This is a genomic window from Novosphingobium sp. BL-S-21, assembly GCF_055521655.1.
Window position 1 is genome coordinate 2736020 of sequence record NZ_CM145496.1, and the last position, 19182, is coordinate 2755201.

The following is a 19182-nucleotide window of genomic DNA, read 5'->3' on the forward strand; positions in this document are numbered from 1 at the left end:
TGGCTCGCATTTTTAGAACGGCACCGATTGGGGCCTGGGCCGGTGCCGCAAAATGCGCCTTCGGCGTATTTTCAGATAAACGAGACTGGAGACTATCGTGATCAAGCGGATCGTGATCGGCCTTGTCGCGCTGATCGCCGGCACCGGTGTCGGCATTGGCGGCGCCTATGCGGCGCGGCATTTCCTGCCGCAGGTCATGCCCGACCTTGGCCCTGTCCGGGTCGAGACCGAATTCGTGCCCACGGGCACCATCCTTGCCCCGCTGACATTCCCGGATGGCCGCCTGTCGGGCTACGTCTCGTTCGAGTGCCAGATCGAAGTCGACAAGGGCAAGGCCGAGGATGTGACCGGCCAGCTGCCGCTGCTGCTCAATGCCGTGAACATGCGCACGTATCGCACGCCGCTGGCCAGCGGGCCGGACGGCATGATCCCCGGCGTGGAGGCCTTCCGCCGGGTGGTGATGGACGCCGCCGTGGAAGTCTACGGCAAGGATCTCGTCCACCGCGTGGTGGTCACGCAGGCCTCGCCGGTCTGAGCGGGGCGGGGGAGAAAGACGCGATGCCCTTGTCATCGTCCGCCATGCCGCAGCCTGCGGGGGCCGTCCCGTCATCGTCGCCGGTGTTGCCGCGCGTTGCGCGCGGGCCGCGGGTCACGACGATCCTGCTCATCGGCAAGCTCGCCAGCCATTCGGGCGAGACGATCTGCCGCATCCGCAACATCTCGGACAACGGTTTCATGGCCGAAGTCCACGGTGCTTTCGCCGTGGACCAGAAGGTCGAGGCGACGCTGAAGGCCGGAGACGTGCTGCGCGGCAGAGTCCGCTGGTCGCTCAATGGCCGGATCGGCGTGGAGTTCGATGCGCCGGTCGACGTTGCGGGACTGCTCGGTCATGTCGCCAATCGCATCGGTCCCGAGGGCATTGCGCGCGGGCCGCGCTTCGACGTCGATTGCGGCGCCGAGCTGCTGGCTGCGCACCAGCGCCACGACGTCCGCCTGATCGACCTTTCGCAGGGAGGCGCACGCCTGGTCGCGGAAGTGCAGATCGCGCGCGACAGCATCGTCAGGCTCACTCTTCCGGGCCTGGGCGAACGCGAAGCCGCGGTGCGCTGGGTGGGAGAGGGCGCCTATGGCCTCTCTTTCCTGGAACCCTTGCCCTTTGCGGACTTCGGCCCCTGGCTGATGAACCGCGTGCTGCGCTACGGCGCCTGATGACAAAAGGGGCGCGGCAGGCCTGATCCTGCCGCGCCCCCTTCAGGCGAACCGGATAGCGAAGGGGCGCTACCCGGGCACCCCGAAACTCTTCACCAGCGACCCGGCGATCAGCGCCCAGCCGTCCACCAGCACGAAGAAGATGATCTTCATCGGCAGCGAGATCGTCGCGGGGGGCAGCATCATCATGCCCATGGCCATGAGCACGGCGGCCACCGCCAGGTCGATCACCAGGAACGGCAGCAGCAGCAGGAAGCCGATCTCGAAAGCGCGGCGCAGTTCGGAGATCATGAAAGCGGGCATCAGCGTCGTCATCGGCAGTTCCGCGCGCGATGCGGGCACTTTGCCGGAGAGCTGGACGAACAGCTTCACGTCGTCGTCCCGGACCTGCTTGAGCATGAAAGTGTGGAACGGCTTGCTGGCACGTTCCAGCGCCTGGGTCTCGTTGATGCGGCCCTGGTTGTAGGGGACCATGCCCTCTTTCCAGGCTGCATCGAACGTCGGGGCCATGACGAAGAACGACAGGAACAGCGCCAGGCTGATGATGACCGGGTTAGGCGGCACGCCCTGGGCGCCAAGGCCCGAGCGCAGCAGCGAAAGGGCAACGATGATGCGCGTGAACGAGGTGACCGTCATCAGGATGCCGGGCGCCAGGCTCAGCACCGTCATCAGCAGGACGAGCTGGATCACCCTTCCGGACATCGCGCCTTCGCCAAGGGCGCCGGCGGCCTTCTGGGCCATGGCGGCTTCGGGCAACACGGCAAGAATTGCCGCCCCGCACAGCGCGGCGGCAATGGCATAGCGTTTATGCATCGACAGGGGCTTTCGGTGTACTTTTCGGGGAAACCGGGCCGATGCACGGCGCGGAATCGAGCATGACGACGCCTTCGGGCGAGATCAGCAGGCTGATCTCGCGGTAATCGCGGCGGATGAGGACGACCGAGCGGCGGGGATCGATGGCAAGGCGCTCGATCAGTTCCAGCCGGCGATCGGGACGAGCCTGGCCCATGCCGGCAAAAAGCTGGCCGTTCAGCCACTTCTGCGGCAGTTTCAGGTCATAGCGGCGCACCACCCAAAGCGCGCCGACCAGCATGCCGAGCACCACGCCCAATGCGCCGATGGTGCGCAGCAGAGAGAGAAAATCCATCCTCTCAGCGCTCGCGTTCGACAACCTTGGTGATCTCCAGCGACATCACCTCGCCGTTCACCAGGATCTTGCCTTCTGCCACCAGCTGGTCGTTCACATAGACGCGGGTGGGATCGTTGTGCCCGCAATCGAGCGGGATCATCGCGCCGCGGCTCATCTTGAGAACCTGCCGGATGGGGATGCTGGTCGATCCGAGTACGATCGACATGTCGATGGGAATGCCTTCGAGAACGGACATGACGCGTCTCCTTTCAAGCCTGCTTATAGGAATTATTTTATAGGAGCATGCCGCCGCTAGGCAAAAAATGCCTATAAGGATGCTGACTGCCGCAAGGGGCAGGGCAGGAGCTGTGTTGATGGAACTTCAGAACTCGATCGGCGTCTCGGCATCGGGCCTTCGCGCCCAGTCGCTGAGAATGCGCGTGATCGCGGAAAACCTGGCGAACTCGGATTCCGTGGCGAAGACGCCCGATGCCGATCCCTATCGCCGCCGGGTCGCCACCTTCACTGCCGAAGTCGACCGTGCCAGCGGTGCCACCCAGGTCGCCGTCAAGTCGATCGAAGGCGACAAGAGCCAGTTCGGGCGCGTCTACCAGCCGGGTAGCCCGGCCGCCGACGCGCAGGGCTATGTCAGCCAGCCCAACGTCAACCCGCTGATCGAGGCTGCCGACATGAAGGCGGCGCAGCGGTCCTACGAAGCCAACCTCAATGCGATCGAATCCGCGCGCGGCATGACCATGCGCACTATCGACCTGCTCAAGTAAGGAACATCTCCATGGCAATCGGAGCACTCGACGCCGCGGCCGCCTATGGCCGCGCGATGAAGACGGCTGGGCCGTCGGTCGGTGGTAGCGGGGGCGGCCTCGCCGGCCTCGGCGACATGGCCGGAGGCCTGTCCGGCGCGGCATCCGGCGCCGGCGGCAACTTCGGCACCATGGTGGAATCCATGGTGACCGACGCCTCGTCCTCGCTGCGCACCGCCGAGGCGGAAAGCGCCAAGCAAGTGGCCGGCAAGGGCGACCTGATCGACGTCGTCACCGCCATCGGCGCAGCGGAAAGCGCGCTCGACACCGTGGTGGCCGTGCGCGACCGCGTGGTCAGCGCCTATTCCGACATCATGCGGATGCAGATCTAGACGACCGCGCAGTGGCGGGGCCGGCCGGGACGGAATCCCGGCCTGCAACCGCCACATTCTGCAACCGCCACATCCTTCCACCGAAAGACAGACGGCAGTCATGACCTCACCCGAAGCCATCGAGATCGCGCGCGCGGCGCTGGTGCTGGTGCTGACCATCGCCGGCCCCATGCTGATCGCCGCGCTGATCGTCGGCGTCGCCATCGGCCTGCTTCAGGCCCTTACCCAGGTGCAGGAAATGACCCTGACATTCGTGCCCAAGATCCTGGTCCTGGGCGTGGTCATGCTGGTTTCGCTGCCCATGATCGGCCATGCCCTCGGCGCCTTCATGGACCGCATCGCCGACGCCATCGTCACCGGCTGACACCATGGCCGGCGCATCCCTCGACATGGTGACCCTGGCGGCGCTGCCGATCGATGCGGCGACGTTCCTGATCCTGTTCTGCCGGGTGGGTGCGGTGATCATGCTGCTGCCGGCCTTCTCCGAAGATTCGGTGCCGCCGCAGATCCGGCTGGTGATGTCGCTGGGCTTCACGGTCGGCCTTTACGGCATGCTCCAGGGCCAGGTCGCGCCGGCGGTGAAGTCGGACGTTTCGCTGCCGCTTCTGGTGATCGGCGAAGTGCTGGTGGGCATCGCGATGGGCATGATCGTGAAGATCCTGTTCAGCGCGGCCGCCGTCGCCGGATCGATTGCCAGCCTGCAGGTCGGCCTGGCCTCCGCGCTCGTGGCCGACCCCTCGATGGGCGGGCAGTCTCCGCTGCTCTCGCGCCTGTTCGGGATCGCGGCGGTGATCGTCTGCATGAGCCTGGGCGTCCACCACTTGTGGATCGCCTCGATCTTCCAGTCCTATTCGGTGTTCCCGGTAGGCGGACTGCCGCCCGCCGCGCAGTTCGCCGATCTTGCGGTGAAAGTCACCGGCCAGTCGCTGGCGCTGGGCGTCAGCCTGGCCGCGCCGCTGATCCTCTATGGCGCGCTGTTCAACGTCGGCCTCGGCCTGGCCGCCCGCGTGGCGCCGTCGATCCAGGTCTTCTTCATCACCCAGCCCCTCAACCTGCTGCTCGGCATCTCTTTGCTGGCGATGACTCTCGGCACGATGCTGACGGCCTTCGCGAACGCCATGGGTGCCTTCATGCAGAACGGATGGAGCCTCTAGAGCCATGGCCGAGAGCGACAAGGACCAGCGGACTCACGAGCCGACCCAGAAGAAGCTCGACGATGCCCGCAAGCGCGGCGAAGTGGCGATGGCGCCGGAAGTACGCCACGCCACGATGATGGCCGGCGCGCTGATCGTCACGGGCTGGGTCGGCATTTCCGCGATCCGCCATCTCGGCATGATGTTGACCCGCCTCTGGGGCAGCGCCGAGGACTATCCGCTCGATCCCGATGGCGCGCAGAACCTGATGACCGGCGTGGCGCGCCATTTCATGCTCTCGATGCTGCCGGTGTTCGGCGTGCTGTTCGCCTGCGCGGTGGCCACGATGTTCCTTCAGGGCCGCGCCACGCTGAGCTGGTCGCGCCTGAAGCCGAAGTGGTCCAAGCTCAACCCGGCCAGCGGGATGAAGCGCATCTTCGGCATGCGCGCGCTGGTGGAATTCGGCAAGACCCTGGCCAAGTTCAGCGCCATCGGCCTGGTGGTGTTCCTGGTGCTGAAGCCGCGCGTGACCGGGTTGGACCAGTTGGTCGGCTTCGCGCCGGGCGCGATCGGCGCCGCGGCGGGAACGCTGGCATACGATGCGATCCGCGCAGTGCTGATGCTGGTCATGGCCCTGGCCCTGTTCGACTTCATCTATCAGCGCCGCGCTTTCATGAAGCGCATGATGATGACGTTCCAGGAAGTGAAGGACGAGCACAAGCAGAGCGCCGGCGATCCCAAGATCAAGGCCAAGATCCGTCAGATCCAGATGCAGCGTTCGCGCAAACGCATGATGGCCGCGGTGCCCGAGGCCAGCGTCATCATCACCAACCCGACGCACTACGCCATCGCGCTGAAGTACGACCACGGCGCCATGGCCGCGCCGGTGGTGGTGGCCAAGGGCGTGGACGCCATTGCCCTGCGCATCCGCGAGATCGCCACCGAATCCAGGGTGCCGATCGTCGAGAGCCCGCCGCTCGCCCGCGCGCTCTACGCCGCCGTCGACATCGACCGGCCGATCCCGATCGAGCACTACGCCGCCGTGGCCGAGATCATCGGCTACGTCATGCGCCTGGCGCGCACGGGCAGCGGCGCCGGTGCGGCCCGGAAATACCCGTGAAAATCCCTGCCGCCGCCGCCGCCATCCGCCTCTTTCTTCCTATAAGGACAGTGATGCCCAAGCCTTTCAAATCGAGGATGCAAGGTCCGCGTCTCGCCATGATGGCAGGCCTGGTGGCACTTGCTTCGGCACTGGCGCCCACGGCGGCTTTCGCCGGGCCCCAGCCGCGCATCAAGGACATCGTCGATGTCGAGAACGTGCGGTCGAACCAGTTGGTCGGCTACGGTCTCGTCGTCGGCCTCCAGGGCACCGGCGACCGCATCCGCAACGTTCCCTTCACCGAAGAGACCTTGCAGGCCATGCTGGAGCGCATGGGCGTGAACATTCGCGGCACGCAGATGCTGACGCAGAACGTGGCCGCCGTGACGGTGACCGCGACCATGCCGGCCTTCGCCCGCGCGGGTTCCACCATCGACGTGCAGGTCTCCGCGCTCGGCGATTCCACCAGCCTGCAGGGCGGCATCCTGCTGGTTTCCTCGCTGCGCGCGCTCGATGGCGAGATCTACGCCGTGGCGCAGGGCCCCGTTGCGGTATCCGGCTTCAAGGCGCAGGGCGCGGCGGCCAAGCTCAGCCGCGGCGTGATGACCACCGCGCGCATCGCCGGCGGTGCCATCGTCGAGCGCGAGGTTCCCTATGACTTGCGCTCCGCCCAGACGCTGAAACTGGCGCTGAAGAATCCCGATTTCACCACCGCCCGCCAGATCGCCGCGACCATCAATCGCGAGGCGCCCGGCGCCGCCCAGGTGCTCGACCCCGGCACCGTGGAGATCAACCCGGCCGGCGGCTCGGTGATCGATCTCATCACCCGTGTCGAGAACCTGCCGGTACAAGTGGACCAGCCCGCGCGCATCGTCATCAACGAAGCCGCCGGCACCGTGGTCATGGGCGCGGACGTGCGCGTCAGCCCCGTCGCCATCGCGCAGGGCGGGCTGACCATCAGCGTCACCGAGACGCCGATCGTCTCGCAGCCCGCGCCGTTCTCCAGCGGCCAGACCACCGTGGTGCCGCGCACCAACGTCCAGGCGGACGACGGCAGCGGCGCCTCGCTGGCGGTGCTGAACGGCGGCACTTCGCTCCAGACCCTGGTTGCCGGGCTCAATGCCCTGGGCGTCAGCCCGCGCGACCTCATCACCATCCTGCAGGCGCTGCGCACGGCGGGCGCGCTGCAGGCCGAAATAGCGGTACAGTAAAGATGGCAGATCCGATTCTTGCTTCGCTTCCTTCCCGTCCCGCGGTCCAGACGCCGGATCGCAGCCCCGCCAAAGTGGCGCGCGATTTCGAAGGCGTCTTCGCAGGGCAGATCACCAAGATCATGCTGGAGACCGTCGAGCAGGGCGAGGATTTCAACGGCGGCCACGGCGAGGAAATGTTCCGCGGCGTCCTGGCCGAGCAGATCGGCACCCAGATCGCCAAGGGCAAGGGCCTGGGCATCGCCTCGGCCGTGGAAGCGCAGATCATCCGTTTGCAGGGAGGCAATGGCCATGCCCAATGAGCTGATCGAGATCATGACCTCGCTCTCGATGGTCATGCGCGAGGAGACCGAGCGTCTCGAAGGCCGCGAGCGCGCGCTCGAACTGGCCGAACTGGCGGCGGCGAAGACGCGGCTGGTGGGGTCGCTGGAAGAAGTCCTGGCCCGGCGCAACCGGCTCGACCCGGAATGGACCGAGCAGATGGACGACGAGACGCGCGAGCGCCTGGCCGAAGCCCTGGGCGAACTGCGCGCGGCCTCGCTGGTGAACTCGGCCCTGCTGGAGCGCCAGATCGAACTCTCGATGGAAATGATGGGCGCCATCGCCAACGAGGCCAAGCGTCTCTCTGGCAACCGCACGTATACCTATGGTTCCAAAGGCGACATCGCGCGCCTCGACCTGACCACGCCCATCTCGTTCAACAGCGAATACTGACCGGCAAGGCCCGGCGGGGGACCAGCGGTCTCTCGGCCGGCCTTTCCTGGTGTCGGGGCTGGACCTTGTGCCAACACCGGCGCGCAGGGCTGCCTTCCGGCCGCGCGGAAGCTGCGGCACGCGGCCTTCGCGGGATGGAAGTTCTGGGGCATGGCCCCGACGGTCCAGAAAGCGCACGACCCTTCACCCGCTTCCATTGCGTTCCAACGGGACGCCCCCTGGCAATCCCGGCCAAACACCTCTCATGCGGAATTCGGACCCGCCCCGTGCGACATCACGGGCGGCGAGGCGCGCCGATCAACAGGCCAGCGGAACCGTCAGGCCCCCCGCCAGGAGGGCGGCGGTCTCGTCGGCCGGCGCCGGGCGGCCGAACAGGTAGCCCTGGCCGAACGTGCAGCCCAGATCGGCGAGATAGCGTGCCTGCTGCTCGGTTTCGATCCCTTCGGCCGTCACGGGCATGGCAAGGCTCTGGCCGAGATCCACGACCACTTTCACCAGCTTGCGCCCGGCATCGCTGTCGAGCGACTGGACGAGCGTGCGGTCGATCTTGATCATGTCCAGCGGGATCTTGCACATGCGGCTGAGGCTGGCGTAGCCCGAGCCGAAGTCGTCGAGCGCCACCTTGATGCCCGCCTCGCGCAAGGCGGCAACGGTGGCCTGGGCAGCGGCGACGTCGTGCATCACTGCATTCTCGGTGATCTCCACCGTCAGCCTGTCGGGCCTGAGGCCGCTGGCGAAGACGATCCGCAGCAGCCGCGAGGCGATGTGCGGTTCGCAGACCTGCCATGGCGACATATTGAGCGCGAGGCCGGTGCCGCCGCCCCACTCGTGCGCATCGCGGCAGGACTGGCGGAACATCGCATAAAGCAGGTCATCGTTGAGGCCCACGTCCTCGGCGATCGGCAGGAAGCTGTCCGGGGCGAGCAGGCCGCGCTGCGGATGTCGCCATCGCACCAGGGCCTCGAAGCGGACCACCCGGCGCGAGGCGAGCGCGACGATGGGCTGGTAATAGGGCACGAGTTCGCCGCGCAGCAGGCCGCCGCGCAAGTCCTCTTCCAGCGAGGCCCGCTCGGCCAGGCTGGCGAACATCTCGGGTGAAAAGCGCCGGGCGCAATCGCCGCCTGCATCTTTGGCATGAGTGAGGGCGATCGAGGCGCCGCGCAGCAGTTCCTCCGCGGGGACTGTTCCCGCGTGGTCCGTGGCGATGCCGATGGAGGCGGTCAGGTGCACCATGTGGCGGCCGAGGCTGACCGGTTCGCCGATCGCTTCCAGCAACTGCGCGGCGAGGCGCTCGGCAGGGATATCGGATGCGGTGATGCCTGATGCCGCGCGGGGCCGATCTTCGGGCAGGAAGCAGGCGAATTCGTCGGCACCGAGATGGATGACATGCGAGCGGCGCAGGACGCGGCGGCAGCGCTCGTGAACGATGTCGATCAGGAAGTCGCCGGTAGCAGGGCCGCAGAGATCGTTGATGAGCTTGAAACGGTCGAGATTGACCATCAGCAGCGAGACGGCCCGCGGTGGCATGGCCCGTGTGAAAGGCGCGCTTTCAGAGAGAGCGCTGCCGTCGGGAGGACGGGCTCCATCGGGCGCCCGGAGGCGGGCGAGGGCGTGCGAGACCAGCGTCAGCGGCGGAACGCGCGCGGCGGAGAATCCCGCCGGGTCGGCCGTGGATCGCGGCGGGGGCCGCTTTCCATTCGGCTTGAACAGTTTAGGTATGCGCATCGTGCCTTCCGGGGGGTCTGACACATACCATTATATGGGGCCGGTCGGGACTATGGGCCCGGCCTCATGTCAATTGCTGTTACTATTCGAACACGGCCGCCAGGACCGTGGCCAGATTGGCCGGATCCAGCTCGTCTATGGCGACTTCGAGATCGGGGTTCTCGCTGTAGCCGAGCATCCGTCCATGACGGTCGAGCGTGACCGAGAGGACGCGCAGCCCTTCGGCTTCCGTCACCACGGCAAGGCCGCCGGCAGAGGGGAAGCGGTCGGGATCGACGATCAGGACCGAGCGTCCGGGAAGTCCGGCACCGAGCGTGGCCCGGCCCAGGCGCAGGCCATAGGCGCGCGGCCCGGAATTGCGCGGCGCTTCGACCTGGGCACCGGCCGGCGTGAGGGCGATCAGTCCATCGGCCAGGGGGCTGCCGAAGACGGGCACGAGGCGAACGGAGGGGTGCTCCGCCACCATGGTATCGCCGCCGGCATCTTCCGCCAGAGCTTCCGCAGCGCGGCGCCTGCCGGCACCGCGTTCCAGCATGGGGCGCTCGCTCATGGCGCGGCCCAGGGAAGGACGATCGAGCGGCGGACGATCCAGCAGCGGATGCGGCACGGCGCGTGCGATGCCTTGCGCGCGAGACGGGCCGTGCAGTTCGTCGCGCAGGGCGGCGATGCGACCGCGGGACTTGGCGATCCGCAGTTCCGGGTTCGCCACGAGCGGCAGCACCGGGTCCAGGTCTCCGCGCTGATGCGCCTCGGTGACGATGGCGATCAGTTCGCCGTCGTCCGCAGCCGCGAACAGCCTGCGCAGGGAAGCACGGACTTCCTCGTTCCAGCGATCGAAAGGCTTCAGGGCATTCTCGATACGCGACAGGATAACCGGGGCGATCCCATATTCGTGTTCGAGAGCGGCGATCGTCAGGGCATCGTCCGCCGCGCGGCGTGTGCGCAGGGCCGCCGCCAGCAGCACGGCGAAACGCTCGGCAGCGGGATCGACACGGTCGCTGCCATGGAGCGGATCCGCCCAGGCCGAGATGTCGAACTCCGGATCGTCGATGTCGATCAGGAGTTCGCCGGCATCGATGCCGAGGGCGGCCGCGATATCGCGCAGCTCTCCGGCACGCGCAAAGATCTCTCCCCTCTCGATCTTCGAAAGGCGAATATAGGTGATCGTCGGAAGCTTCTCCGACAACTCTAGCAGCGATCCAATATTCAGCTGCTTACGAAATTTCCGGATGCGGTTCGGAAAGACGAGTGTTCGATATGCATCGATCTCGATTGCGGTCGGCGCCGTGGCAAGCGCCTTCCCAGTCCGCTTCTGCGATCCAAGCGGTTTTTGGGTCATTGAAGCTCTTATCTGGCTATGAATGAGGAATTTGTTCCACGGAACGCCCACTTGGTCAATAATCCATTATGTATATCGTACCAAAGTGGGTCGGATTGTCGTGACCGGCAATAACTTCCACCAGTTGCCTTCCTATTTTGCACCATAATGGCTAGTCTTGTGGTGTTTCCCGGAAATTTCAGCTTCGTTGCAGGAAAAACTTTCCTATCAAGTGTCGCTTGTCCAGGAGGCGTCCTCGTCCCGCAAAGGCAGAGTTAAAAAGCTGAAATACAAATAGTTTCGCTTTTGAACGTGCTGCGGCTTATCCAGTTCCCTCCTATCAGAATCGCTTCGTCGATTTTTTAGGATAAGGCAGGGATAGATTGAAGGCAGGCTGAACGAACCCGCCTGATCTGCGATTCGCCTGCAGAGGGCGGCCTACCCCTTTCGAGGTATCGCACGCCGGATTTCTCGCTTGTCGGATCGTCCTTTTACGGGGCGCGGCCCTCTGTGAGGTACCGCGCCCCGGACACCCTCTCCCGAAGCGATTTAGCCGCGGCCGAGTGCCGTTTTCATGAGGCCCATCTGCTTGCGGTAGAGATTGGTCATGGCCGCGAAGTCGGCCTGGACCTGCCCCAGGGTAAGCAACTGGTCTTCCAGCGTGACATTGTTGCCGTCCGGCTTGGTTTCGGTTGTGTCGCCGTCCAGCACGACATGGCTGCCGGCCAGGGGCGGGCGGGCGCCGAGCGCGGTCATGCCGCTGGACAGCTCCACTTTCGGCCGGGAAACGCGGGGCGTACCCGCTACGCCATATTGCGAGACGAGCGAGGAGAAGTCCGGCGCGTCCACGGTCCGCGCCTTGAACCCGGGTGTCTCGTTGTTGGCGATGTTCTCGGCGATCACGCGCTGGTGCTCGGCCATGTATTTCATGGCCTGGCCCATGCCATCGAAAATAGGAGGAAGAGAAGACATGAAGGTTTACCTCAGGAACCGGTAAGCCGCGACAAGGCGGCCTGGTAGTTGGCGAGCTGTTTCTGCTGGTAGACCGTGCCGCCGCCGGTGATCGCGCCGTCCACCAGGGTCGCCTTCGACGAGTCCCAATAGAGCGAGCGATAGGCGGTCTGGGTCATGGAGAGGGCGGACTTGATCTGGGCCAGCGCGACCGCAGCCGTCTTGGCATCCTTCACCGACAGGGTCGTGGCGAGGCCCAGGCTGTAGGTGCCGCCGGGCGTGACCTTGGGCGCATCGGCATCGGGTGCCTTGGAAGCGACCAGGCGTACAGGGTCTATGCCCAGTTTGGACAGGGCGTCCTTGTTGTCCGGTCCGGAACCGAGTTCGACCTGGTAGCCGGACTTCACCTGGATCTTGAGCGTCGTCTGGCCGTTCACGCGCGGGGTGGTGATGGTGGCCTTGGTGCCGGTGATCTTCTGGATCTTCTGCGCCAGCGAGACCATCGTCTCGTCCTTGCCGATGGTGATGGTGCGCGTGGCCCCGCCATCGACGCGGATCGTGAACTTGTCGCCCGCCTGCAGGTTGGTCTGCGAGGAAAGGGTGGTCGATTCCTGCTCGTTCAGTGTGCCGCGGTTGAGGCCCAGCGCCCCCAGCACCGTGGAGCCGCCCGCCACGGCGGAGATCTTCACTGGCTCCGTGGTCGAGGTATACATGCCCCACTGCGAAATCTTCTCGATCGCGCCCGTGGAAGCATCGATCCGTGCGACGAAGCCGTCGACAGTGCCGGACTTCGTTCCCGAAAGGTCTCCCGCCGTGCGGCCGCCGACATAGAGCGTACCGTTCAGATACGTGACGCTGTCGGCCTGATCGGTGGCCGACGTGCCGATATACGTCGTGCTGGCCGAGGACAGGGCGGCATCGATGCGGGTGACGAACGCGTCCTGTCCGCCATTGATGCTGTTGACCTGCGTGCCGCTTACCGCCGAACTCGTGGTGCCGACCACGGCAATCTCGCCGCTGTCGGACACGGCGATGGCGCGTGCGGAAACCTTGCCAAGCGTGATCGAGCCGAGATCGGTGGAGAGCGAGGTGGAGTCGATCCGATGGATCGTGGCCACGCCGCTTTCGCTGGTCAGGGCAAGGAGGTTGCCGTCGTTGTCGATGGCGAGCGAGGTGACGGAATCGAGGCCGCCGCTGTCGATCGCGCGGCGTTCCTGAAGTTTGCCGGTCGCATCGAGCTTGGCGATGAACGCATCGCCGCCGCCCGTCGATGATTTGCCCGCGACATAGATGCTGCCATCGTCGCCCACGGTCACGGCGCTTGCGGTTTCGTTACCGACCTGCCGGATGACGGTGGCGGAAAGCTGGTCGCCCTTGATGTTGTAGCGCGCGACCAGCATGTCGGTCTGGCTGTCGTCGCCGCCGTTGTAGGCACCGTCTACCGTGCCGGCGACCACGATGTCGCCATTGGCGGCAATGCTGACGGCGGCGCCCTGCGCGCTGCCTGCGGCGCCAAGGCTGCGCTGCCATACGACATTGCCCTCGCTGTCTACCTTGGTGAGGAACAGATCGTCGGAGCCGTCCGAGATGCGCGTGCCGACATCGCCAGCCGTGGTGCCGACGACATAGCTGAAGCCCTCGGAATCCGTCGCGATCGCCTTGGCCTGGGTGGCCGCGGCGACCGTATAGTCCTTGTCCTCGTCGTCAGTGGAGGATGCGTTCGCCTTGGCGTCTGCCGTGGCGGTGCCGTCTACCGCGTTGAGCTTGCTCAGGCGCTGCCAGGACAGGGAATCGTCCAGGTCTTCCACCCGGTACACGCGCGCAGCGGTGGCGGCATCCTTCGCGGTCTCGCCGCTGGCCACCATCAGTGCGTCGCCGCCGCCGACCTGGTCGATGGCGACCTTCTCGCTGCCCGCCGGATTGAAGACGAGCCCCCATTTGCCGTCGTTCTTTTCGACGGTGAAGTTCGACTTCCACTTGCTGATCGGGTCGCCATTGGCATCGACCGCGGGATTGCCGCTGGTGTCCAGTGCCTGGCTGCTGCCGATGGCGGCATTGAGCGCGGCTGCGACAGAATCGAGCGTGGGCGGCTGTGTCGTTGCCGAAAGGTCGACGTTGACGGTCTCGGTGGTGCTGCCCTTGGTCAGCTTGATCTGCAGCACTTCGCTGCCGGTCATGCCGGAGATGGCCGCGTTGCGCGTGGCCGATACGCCTTCACCGATGACCGCGCCGCTGGAGTTCGTGGACTTGATTGCGACGGAAGTGGCGTTGCTGGTCTTCGATCCGAAATAGAGCGAGACGAGATCGGTGTCGGCCGAACCCAGGAAGGACTGAAGGTCCAGCAGCCCTTGCGCGAACGTCTTCTGGAGCGAGGCGCGTTCCGTGGACGAGGTCGTGGCCTTGGCGGCGCTTTCGGCCAGGATGCGGAGCCGGTCGAGCGCCTTGTAGGTGGTGAAGGCGGTCTGGACATCCGGCAGATCGCCCAGCGAGCTGTCCTTGGTGGTGTCCACCAGCGACAGCATCCGCTTGAGCGCGACGATCTGGGCGCTGACCGGGCGGGTATCGGCGGCCTCCTGCCAGGGCGGCGTCGTTTCCGGCGTGGCGAGGGTGAAGGCCTTCTTGGCCTTGAGAACGGCAGCGCTGTCCAGGGCGGCGAGGGAGGACGACAGGGCGGAATAGGCACTGGTGCCACCCAGAACCGACAGTCCGATCAACCCGTTGTTTATATTTATCGTCAATTCTGTCTCCATCGGGCGGTTGCGCAAGCCTTCCTCCTATAAATAGAAGGAACAGCGCCCAAACCGTGCGGAATTGAGCAATTTTTCGGGGGTATCGAAGTGACGATGATGGCCGCGGTGGCTGAGCCGCCGGAGCTCAAGAAATACTCGGGAATTCAGCGCGCTGCCGCGCTGATGCTGGCCCTTGGACGCGACCATGGCGGTCCGATCTGGGAACAGCTGACCACCGAGGAAATCAAGGAGCTGTCTTCCACGATCGCCCAGCTCGGCCGGGTGCCCGCAGTCGTCGTCGAGCACCTGCTCGTCCAGTTCTCGGGCGAAGTGGCGAGCATGGCGACGCTGCATGGCTCCTACGAGACCACCGAAAGGCTGCTGGAAGGCATTCTCTCGGCGGACCGCGTGAAGGAGATCATGGAGGACATCCGCGGTCCTTCCGGCCGCACGATGTGGGACAAGCTGTCCAACGTCAGCGAAGCCGTGCTCGCGGGTTACCTCAAGAACGAATATCCGCAGACCGTTGCGGTGATCCTGCACAAGCTGCGCCCGGACCATGCCGCGCGCGTGCTATCCGAACTGCCGCGCGATTTCGCGACCGACGTGGTCATGCGCATGCTGCGGATGGATACCGTGCAGAAGGACGTGATCGTTCAGGTGGAGCAGACGCTCAAGAGCGAGTTCATGACCAACCTGTCGCGCGCCCAGCGCCGCGATCCGCACGAGACCATGGCGGAACTGTTCAACGCGCTGGACCGCTCGACCGAAGAGGCCATGCTGGGCGCGCTCGACGAGAAGGCGCCGGAATCGGCCGAACGTATCCGCGCGCTCATGTTCACCTTCGAGGATCTCGGCAATCTGCTGCCGGGGGCGATCCAGACGATCGTGCGCAATTGCAACAAGCGCGAACTGGCGCTGGCGCTCAAGGGTGCGCCGGACGAGATGAAGAAGCTGTTCTTCGGCGCCATGACCGAACGTGCCGCCAAGCTGATGCGCGACGACATGTCGGCCATGGGTCCGGTGCGCGCGCGCGAATGCGAGGAAGCGCAGACGGCTCTGGTGCGTCTTGCCAAGTCGCTTGGGGATCGGGGCGAGATCATGCTCGTCGATCCCAAGAGCGACGACGCCATGATCTATTGATCGGTGCGATGACCTGTTTGATATCCTGCTCGTCCGGGTTAACGTACGGAACGAGCAGGGAAGATTCCGGTATCCGGTGCGCTCGCGGCTTGTGTCGCGAGCTTGCCATTTGGGGAAGCCAATGGCGTATCGGCCGAACGATTTCGAACTGTTTCATGCCTCGCGGGACCATGTCCGCGATGCGCGACCGGAAGGTCGTCCGAATTCCGAGGGTGCGGCGATGATGGAGGATCCCATGACCATTCAGCCATTCGGTTTCGACAGGATATTTCGTTTTCCGTCCAGTGAGCAGGTCGACGAACGACGACACGATGAACTGCGCGAGCACGTCGAGGAACTCCAGGCCCGTATAGAGCGCCTGCACGAGGACCACGTCGCCGAGCTGGCGCGGGCGCGGGTCGATGGCTTCGAGGCGGGCCTGGAGCAGGCGCGGGGCGAGCGGGCGGAAGCCATGCTGGCCGCCACCGATGCGCTTCATGCCTCGATCGACGATGTCGAGAGCCGTTTCGATGCAGTGATGGATCAGGTCATTGCCGAGGCCGGGGCGATTGCGCTCCAGGCCGCCGAACTGCTGGCCGGACATGCCATTGCCGCCGAGCCCGCGCGCGCCATCGACGAAGCGCTGACCCGCGCGCTCGACCAGGTCTCGCGCGATACCGCGCTGTCGATCCGCGCGAACCCGGCCATGCGTGAAGATATCGAGCGCCTTGTCGAGGAACGCCGCGCGCGCGAGCGGCGGGCGATCTCCATCGTCGTGGTCGACGACGACACGCTCCCTTCCGGCGATGCCCATATCGGCTGGGCCGAAGGCGGCCTGAACATCGACGCGGCCTCGCGCCGGGCCGCGGTCATGGCCGAACTCGCCGGTGTTCTGGGGCAGGAACCCGAAAGCGACGCCGTCTCGGCGTGAGCCGGTCCGGCGCTTGGCCGGCTTTCCGGCGCGCCGCAGACCGTCACGTTCCCGATCGGCCGGGAGCCGCTTCCACCGAAAAGAACGGGGCGCAGACAGCGTGGCAATGGCCAGCGGGACTGCGGCCTCGCTGACGGCGGCGCGCTGGTTGCGCCCCTGACATCCCCAGCCCGTCCGGCATCTGGACGGGGCCGTGTCCAAGTTCGACTACCGGCCCGGAAATTCCTGCATAAACTTTTCCTGTTCCCGGCAAGAGTTGCCTAGCGTTTATCCTATAATGTCAGGGGCGACACCAGGGGGTGACGCCGCTGACGTAAGAGGCGACTTTTGAACCCGTTGCGGAACTTTATCGAGCAGGTCGGTCCCCGCCGTGCCCTGCTGATGGGCGGCGTGGCCCTTGCCCTGCTGGCCGGGCTCGGATGGATGGCGTTTCGCAGTCCTGCGACTGAGATGGGCTATCTCTATACCGATCTCGATCCTTCGGCGGCCCAGTCGATCAGCGAGAAGCTCAAGGGCCAGAACGTGCCCTTCCAGCTCTCCGCCGACGGCTCTGCGGTCATGGCCCCGGTCGACAAGCTGGCGGAGCTTCGCATGTCGATGGCCTCCGAGCAGCTGGGCGGCAAGATCGGCTACGAAGTGCTCGATGCGGAGGAGCCTTTCGGCATCTCTTCCTCGCGCGCGAAGCTGAACGAGACCCGCGCCATCGAAGGCGAACTGGTCCGCTCGATCGAGAGCCTCGAAAAGGTCAGCAAGGCCCGCGTCCATGTCGTCATGCCGGACCATGCGATGTTCGAGACCGAACCGCGCAAGGCCAGCGCCGCGGTGACGGTGAAGACCAACGGGCGCCTTTCCAGCGAGCAGGTCCAGGCGATCCGCTACCTCGTCTCCTCGGCCGTTCCCGATCTCAATCCCGAGGCGGTTTCCATCGTCGACCAGACCGGCGCGCTGCTGGCGCGGGCGGGCGAGGGCGGTGACGCCGGTGCAGGCAATCTCGAAGACCGCCAGAACGCCGTCGAAGCGCGCCTGCGCACCGAGATCGAGGCGATGATCGAACCGATCGTGGGCCAGGGCAAAGTGCGCGCCGAAGTGGCCGCCGTGCTCGAACGCGACCAGGTGCGCGAGGAATCGGAAGTCTTCGATCCCGATACCCAGGTCGTGGCCCACACGGTCACCGTGGAATCGAACAACCAGAGCGACGAGAATTCCGCCGGCGCCGAGGGCGTGACGGTCGGCTCGCAGCTTCCCGACAACCAGGGCAACGTCAACGGCAATGGCGGCGACGCCCGCCGCTCGGCGCAGAACGAGACCTCGGAAGACACCACCTACCAGAACAGCCGCACCCAGAAGGTCGCGGTCCGCACCCCCGGCCAGGTCAAGCGCCTGACCGTGGCGGTCATGGTGGACGGCGGGCCGCAGGGCCTTCCCGCGCCGCAGGTCCAGCGCCTGCAGCGGCTGGTCGAGAATGCCGTCGGCTTCGATGCCGACCGCGGCGACAGCGTGGTGGTCGAGAACATGGCCTTCAACGCGCCGACCGATCTCGACGGCGCCGAAGGCGGCCTGCCTTTCGGCCTGACCATGGACCGCATCTTCGACGTGCTGAAGATCCTGATCGTGGGCGGCATCATCCTCTTCGCCATCCGCATGCTCAAGCCCAAGCTGGCCGAGCCGCCGCTGGTCGAAGGCGTGGTGGAGCGCCGCCTGACCGCCGAGGATGCCGAAATGATGGCCCTCAACGAGCGGGCCGCGGCCGGCGACGAGGAGGCCATCCGCCAGCTCGACGAAATGCGCGCCAACGAAGGCGAGATGCTCGACCAGGAAATTGCCCTGGCGCAAGTGGACGGGCGCATCAAGCTCTCCGCCCTGCGCCGCATCGGTGACGCCATCTCGGCCAGTCCCGGAGAATCCGCATCCGTAATCCGTCAGTGGATGAACAGTTGAAAGGTATGACCATGAGCGACGAGCTCGAGCCGCGCCAGCTGGCGCCTGCTCACCTGTCCGACGAAAACCCGAACGGCGAAGCGAGCGAGGATGCCGCAGCCGCCTGGTCTCCCCGCCCCACCACGCCGCCCACGCCCGACGACCTGCAGGCCGTGTTCGACGTGCCGGTCAAGGTCCAGGCCGTCCTGGGCCGGTCGCGGATGGACATCGGCGACCTGCTGCGCCTGAAGCCCGGCATGGTGGTGGAACTGGACCGCCGCGTCGGCGAGCCGGTGGACATCTTCGTCAACAACCGCCTGATCGCGCGCGGCGAAGTCGTGCTGATCGACAGCACGCTGGGCATCACGCTCACCGAAATCGTCCGGCAGGAGGCATGATGCCTTACTCCGAACACGATCCGACCCGGCTGATGCTGGTCGGCGACCTCGGCAACGCGATGGGCCTGGCGGTGGAGATGGTGCGCGGTTCGCCCGCCAGCATCGCCGTGGGCACCGCCAGCTCCACCGTGCTGGAGGACTGGCAGCGCGCCAAGGACGATCTCGTGGTCGTGGACATCGCGGTGAACCTGCAGGACGTGCTCTCGCGGCTGCGCGGCGAGCGGGCGAACCAGCCCGTGGCCATGGCCGTCTCCGAGCTGGTCGGGCAGAACATCGCCGATGTCGAGCGCGAGCTGATCCTCAAGACCCTGGAACATTGCCGGGGCAATCGCACTTCCGCCGCCTCGATGCTGGGCATTTCGGTCCGGACCATGCGCAACAAGCTCCGCACGTTCCTGTCCGACGGTGTCGCGGTGCCGCCCGGCCTGATCCGTCATTGACCT

The 19182-nt window shown here is 65.8% G+C and carries 22 protein-coding genes; 15 read left to right on the plus strand and 7 right to left on the minus strand.

Features of this window, described 5'->3' with window-relative positions:
* Positions 1–97 precede the first annotated feature (97 nt).
* Positions 98–535, plus strand: coding sequence for a hypothetical protein (locus ACZ1J6_RS21595; protein WP_314463893.1), 438 nt, complete (start codon positions 98–100; stop codon positions 533–535).
* 83 nt (positions 536–618) lie between these two features.
* Positions 619–1209, plus strand: a complete 591-nt coding sequence (locus tag ACZ1J6_RS21600; RefSeq protein WP_465128037.1) for a PilZ domain-containing protein — start codon at positions 619–621, stop codon at positions 1207–1209.
* 69 nt (positions 1210–1278) lie between these two features.
* Here the strand turns inward: ACZ1J6_RS21600 and fliP are convergent, their stop codons facing one another.
* The 3 genes from fliP to ACZ1J6_RS21615 are packed head-to-tail and all read right to left on the minus strand — an operon-like array spanning position 1279 to position 2594.
* Entirely contained in the window at positions 1279–2022 is a 744-nt protein-coding gene (gene fliP / locus ACZ1J6_RS21605) for a flagellar type III secretion system pore protein FliP (RefSeq protein WP_134094043.1), read from the minus strand.
* On the minus strand, positions 2015–2356 hold the full coding sequence (locus ACZ1J6_RS21610) for a FliO/MopB family protein (protein WP_132268633.1): 342 nt from the start codon (positions 2354–2356) through the stop codon (positions 2015–2017). Before ACZ1J6_RS21610 ends, fliP begins: the two co-directional genes overlap by 8 nt.
* 4 nt (positions 2357–2360) lie before the next feature.
* Entirely contained in the window at positions 2361–2594 is a 234-nt protein-coding gene (locus ACZ1J6_RS21615) for a FliM/FliN family flagellar motor switch protein (RefSeq protein WP_132268634.1), read from the minus strand.
* Between the two features lie 118 nt (positions 2595–2712).
* On the opposite strand from ACZ1J6_RS21615, the gene flgC reads away from it, so the two are divergent.
* From flgC to ACZ1J6_RS21655, 8 genes are all read left to right on the plus strand, one after another.
* Entirely contained in the window at positions 2713–3120 is a 408-nt protein-coding gene (gene flgC / locus ACZ1J6_RS21620; RefSeq protein WP_132268636.1) for a flagellar basal body rod protein FlgC, read from the plus strand.
* 11 nt (positions 3121–3131) lie between these two features.
* Positions 3132–3491 (plus strand): flagellar hook-basal body complex protein FliE, encoded by a 360-nt coding sequence (locus tag ACZ1J6_RS21625; RefSeq protein ID WP_465128038.1) that lies wholly within the window; start codon positions 3132–3134, stop codon positions 3489–3491.
* A 100-nt stretch (positions 3492–3591) separates the two neighbouring features.
* On the plus strand, positions 3592–3855 hold the full coding sequence (locus ACZ1J6_RS21630) for a flagellar biosynthetic protein FliQ (RefSeq protein ID WP_132268639.1): 264 nt from the start codon (positions 3592–3594) through the stop codon (positions 3853–3855).
* 4 nt (positions 3856–3859) lie between these two features.
* Entirely contained in the window at positions 3860–4645 is a 786-nt protein-coding gene (gene fliR / locus ACZ1J6_RS21635) for a flagellar biosynthetic protein FliR (protein WP_132268641.1), read from the plus strand.
* Between the two features lie 4 nt (positions 4646–4649).
* Complete coding sequence (gene flhB / locus ACZ1J6_RS21640) at positions 4650–5744, plus strand: flagellar biosynthesis protein FlhB (protein ID WP_465128039.1); 1095 nt, start codon at positions 4650–4652, stop codon at positions 5742–5744.
* 101 nt (positions 5745–5845) lie between these two features.
* Entirely contained in the window at positions 5846–6934 is a 1089-nt protein-coding gene (locus ACZ1J6_RS21645; protein WP_431567280.1) for a flagellar basal body P-ring protein FlgI, read from the plus strand.
* Between the two features lie 2 nt (positions 6935–6936).
* Positions 6937–7236, plus strand: a complete 300-nt coding sequence (locus ACZ1J6_RS21650) for a rod-binding protein (RefSeq protein ID WP_134094046.1) — start codon at positions 6937–6939, stop codon at positions 7234–7236.
* The gene (locus ACZ1J6_RS21655) at positions 7226–7648 is read left to right on the plus strand and encodes a flagellar biosynthesis protein FlgN (RefSeq protein WP_132268648.1); all 423 of its coding nucleotides are present in this window, start codon (positions 7226–7228) and stop codon (positions 7646–7648) included. Before ACZ1J6_RS21650 ends, ACZ1J6_RS21655 begins: the two co-directional genes overlap by 11 nt.
* 297 nt (positions 7649–7945) lie before the next feature.
* Here the strand turns inward: ACZ1J6_RS21655 and ACZ1J6_RS21660 are convergent, their stop codons facing one another.
* The 4 genes from ACZ1J6_RS21660 to ACZ1J6_RS21675 form a co-directional block, all read right to left on the minus strand.
* A complete protein-coding gene (locus tag ACZ1J6_RS21660; protein WP_431567281.1) occupies positions 7946–9175 on the minus strand; it encodes a putative bifunctional diguanylate cyclase/phosphodiesterase in 1230 nt (409 codons plus the stop codon).
* A 280-nt stretch (positions 9176–9455) separates the two neighbouring features.
* On the minus strand, positions 9456–10559 hold the full coding sequence (locus ACZ1J6_RS21665) for an XRE family transcriptional regulator (protein ID WP_431567282.1): 1104 nt from the start codon (positions 10557–10559) through the stop codon (positions 9456–9458).
* A gap of 681 nt (positions 10560–11240) precedes the next feature.
* A complete protein-coding gene (locus tag ACZ1J6_RS21670; protein ID WP_431567283.1) occupies positions 11241–11663 on the minus strand; it encodes a flagellar biosynthesis protein FlgB in 423 nt (140 codons plus the stop codon).
* 11 nt (positions 11664–11674) lie between these two features.
* A complete protein-coding gene (locus ACZ1J6_RS21675) occupies positions 11675–14380 on the minus strand; it encodes an SBBP repeat-containing protein (RefSeq protein ID WP_314463882.1) in 2706 nt (901 codons plus the stop codon).
* A gap of 105 nt (positions 14381–14485) precedes the next feature.
* On the opposite strand from ACZ1J6_RS21675, the gene ACZ1J6_RS21680 reads away from it, so the two are divergent.
* The 5 genes from ACZ1J6_RS21680 (at position 14486) to ACZ1J6_RS21700 (ending at position 19179) form a co-directional block, all read left to right on the plus strand.
* Positions 14486–15514, plus strand: a complete 1029-nt coding sequence (locus tag ACZ1J6_RS21680) for a flagellar motor switch protein FliG (protein ID WP_431567290.1) — start codon at positions 14486–14488, stop codon at positions 15512–15514.
* Between the two features lie 235 nt (positions 15515–15749).
* Positions 15750–16424: a FliH/SctL family protein gene (locus ACZ1J6_RS21685; RefSeq protein WP_431567284.1), complete on the plus strand. Its 675-nt coding sequence runs from the start codon at positions 15750–15752 to the stop codon at positions 16422–16424.
* Between the two features lie 327 nt (positions 16425–16751).
* Positions 16752–18362: a flagellar basal-body MS-ring/collar protein FliF gene (fliF, locus tag ACZ1J6_RS21690; RefSeq protein WP_132268657.1), complete on the plus strand. Its 1611-nt coding sequence runs from the start codon at positions 16752–16754 to the stop codon at positions 18360–18362.
* A gap of 11 nt (positions 18363–18373) precedes the next feature.
* Positions 18374–18739 (plus strand): flagellar motor switch protein FliN, encoded by a 366-nt coding sequence (gene fliN / locus ACZ1J6_RS21695; protein ID WP_207913050.1) that lies wholly within the window; start codon positions 18374–18376, stop codon positions 18737–18739.
* The gene (locus ACZ1J6_RS21700; RefSeq protein WP_134094049.1) at positions 18739–19179 is read left to right on the plus strand and encodes a helix-turn-helix domain-containing protein; all 441 of its coding nucleotides are present in this window, start codon (positions 18739–18741) and stop codon (positions 19177–19179) included. The genes fliN and ACZ1J6_RS21700 overlap by 1 nt, the downstream gene beginning before the upstream one ends.
* The last annotated feature ends 3 nt before the right edge of the window (positions 19180–19182 follow it).

What these genes read in the sequence shown, in the direction of transcription:
- fliP (WP_134094043.1), bottom strand. Translation starts at nt 2,022, where the DNA reads ATGCATAAACGCTATGCCATTGCCGCCGCGCTGTGCGGGGCGGCAATT.
- ACZ1J6_RS21610 (WP_132268633.1), bottom strand. Translation starts at nt 2,356, where the DNA reads ATGGATTTTCTCTCTCTGCTGCGCACCATCGGCGCATTGGGCGTGGTG.
- ACZ1J6_RS21615 (WP_132268634.1), bottom strand. Translation starts at nt 2,594, where the DNA reads ATGTCCGTTCTCGAAGGCATTCCCATCGACATGTCGATCGTACTCGGA.
- flgC (WP_132268636.1), top strand. Translation starts at nt 2,713, where the DNA reads ATGGAACTTCAGAACTCGATCGGCGTCTCGGCATCGGGCCTTCGCGCC.
- ACZ1J6_RS21625 (WP_465128038.1), top strand. Translation starts at nt 3,132, where the DNA reads ATGGCAATCGGAGCACTCGACGCCGCGGCCGCCTATGGCCGCGCGATG.
- ACZ1J6_RS21630 (WP_132268639.1), top strand. Translation starts at nt 3,592, where the DNA reads ATGACCTCACCCGAAGCCATCGAGATCGCGCGCGCGGCGCTGGTGCTG.
- fliR (WP_132268641.1), top strand. Translation starts at nt 3,860, where the DNA reads ATGGCCGGCGCATCCCTCGACATGGTGACCCTGGCGGCGCTGCCGATC.
- flhB (WP_465128039.1), top strand. Translation starts at nt 4,650, where the DNA reads ATGGCCGAGAGCGACAAGGACCAGCGGACTCACGAGCCGACCCAGAAG.
- ACZ1J6_RS21645 (WP_431567280.1), top strand. Translation starts at nt 5,846, where the DNA reads ATGGCAGGCCTGGTGGCACTTGCTTCGGCACTGGCGCCCACGGCGGCT.
- ACZ1J6_RS21650 (WP_134094046.1), top strand. Translation starts at nt 6,937, where the DNA reads ATGGCAGATCCGATTCTTGCTTCGCTTCCTTCCCGTCCCGCGGTCCAG.
- ACZ1J6_RS21655 (WP_132268648.1), top strand. Translation starts at nt 7,226, where the DNA reads ATGCCCAATGAGCTGATCGAGATCATGACCTCGCTCTCGATGGTCATG.
- ACZ1J6_RS21660 (WP_431567281.1), bottom strand. Translation starts at nt 9,175, where the DNA reads ATGCCACCGCGGGCCGTCTCGCTGCTGATGGTCAATCTCGACCGTTTC.
- ACZ1J6_RS21670 (WP_431567283.1), bottom strand. Translation starts at nt 11,663, where the DNA reads ATGTCTTCTCTTCCTCCTATTTTCGATGGCATGGGCCAGGCCATGAAA.
- ACZ1J6_RS21680 (WP_431567290.1), top strand. Translation starts at nt 14,486, where the DNA reads ATGATGGCCGCGGTGGCTGAGCCGCCGGAGCTCAAGAAATACTCGGGA.
- ACZ1J6_RS21685 (WP_431567284.1), top strand. Translation starts at nt 15,750, where the DNA reads ATGACCATTCAGCCATTCGGTTTCGACAGGATATTTCGTTTTCCGTCC.
- fliN (WP_207913050.1), top strand. Translation starts at nt 18,374, where the DNA reads ATGAGCGACGAGCTCGAGCCGCGCCAGCTGGCGCCTGCTCACCTGTCC.
- ACZ1J6_RS21700 (WP_134094049.1), top strand. Translation starts at nt 18,739, where the DNA reads ATGCCTTACTCCGAACACGATCCGACCCGGCTGATGCTGGTCGGCGAC.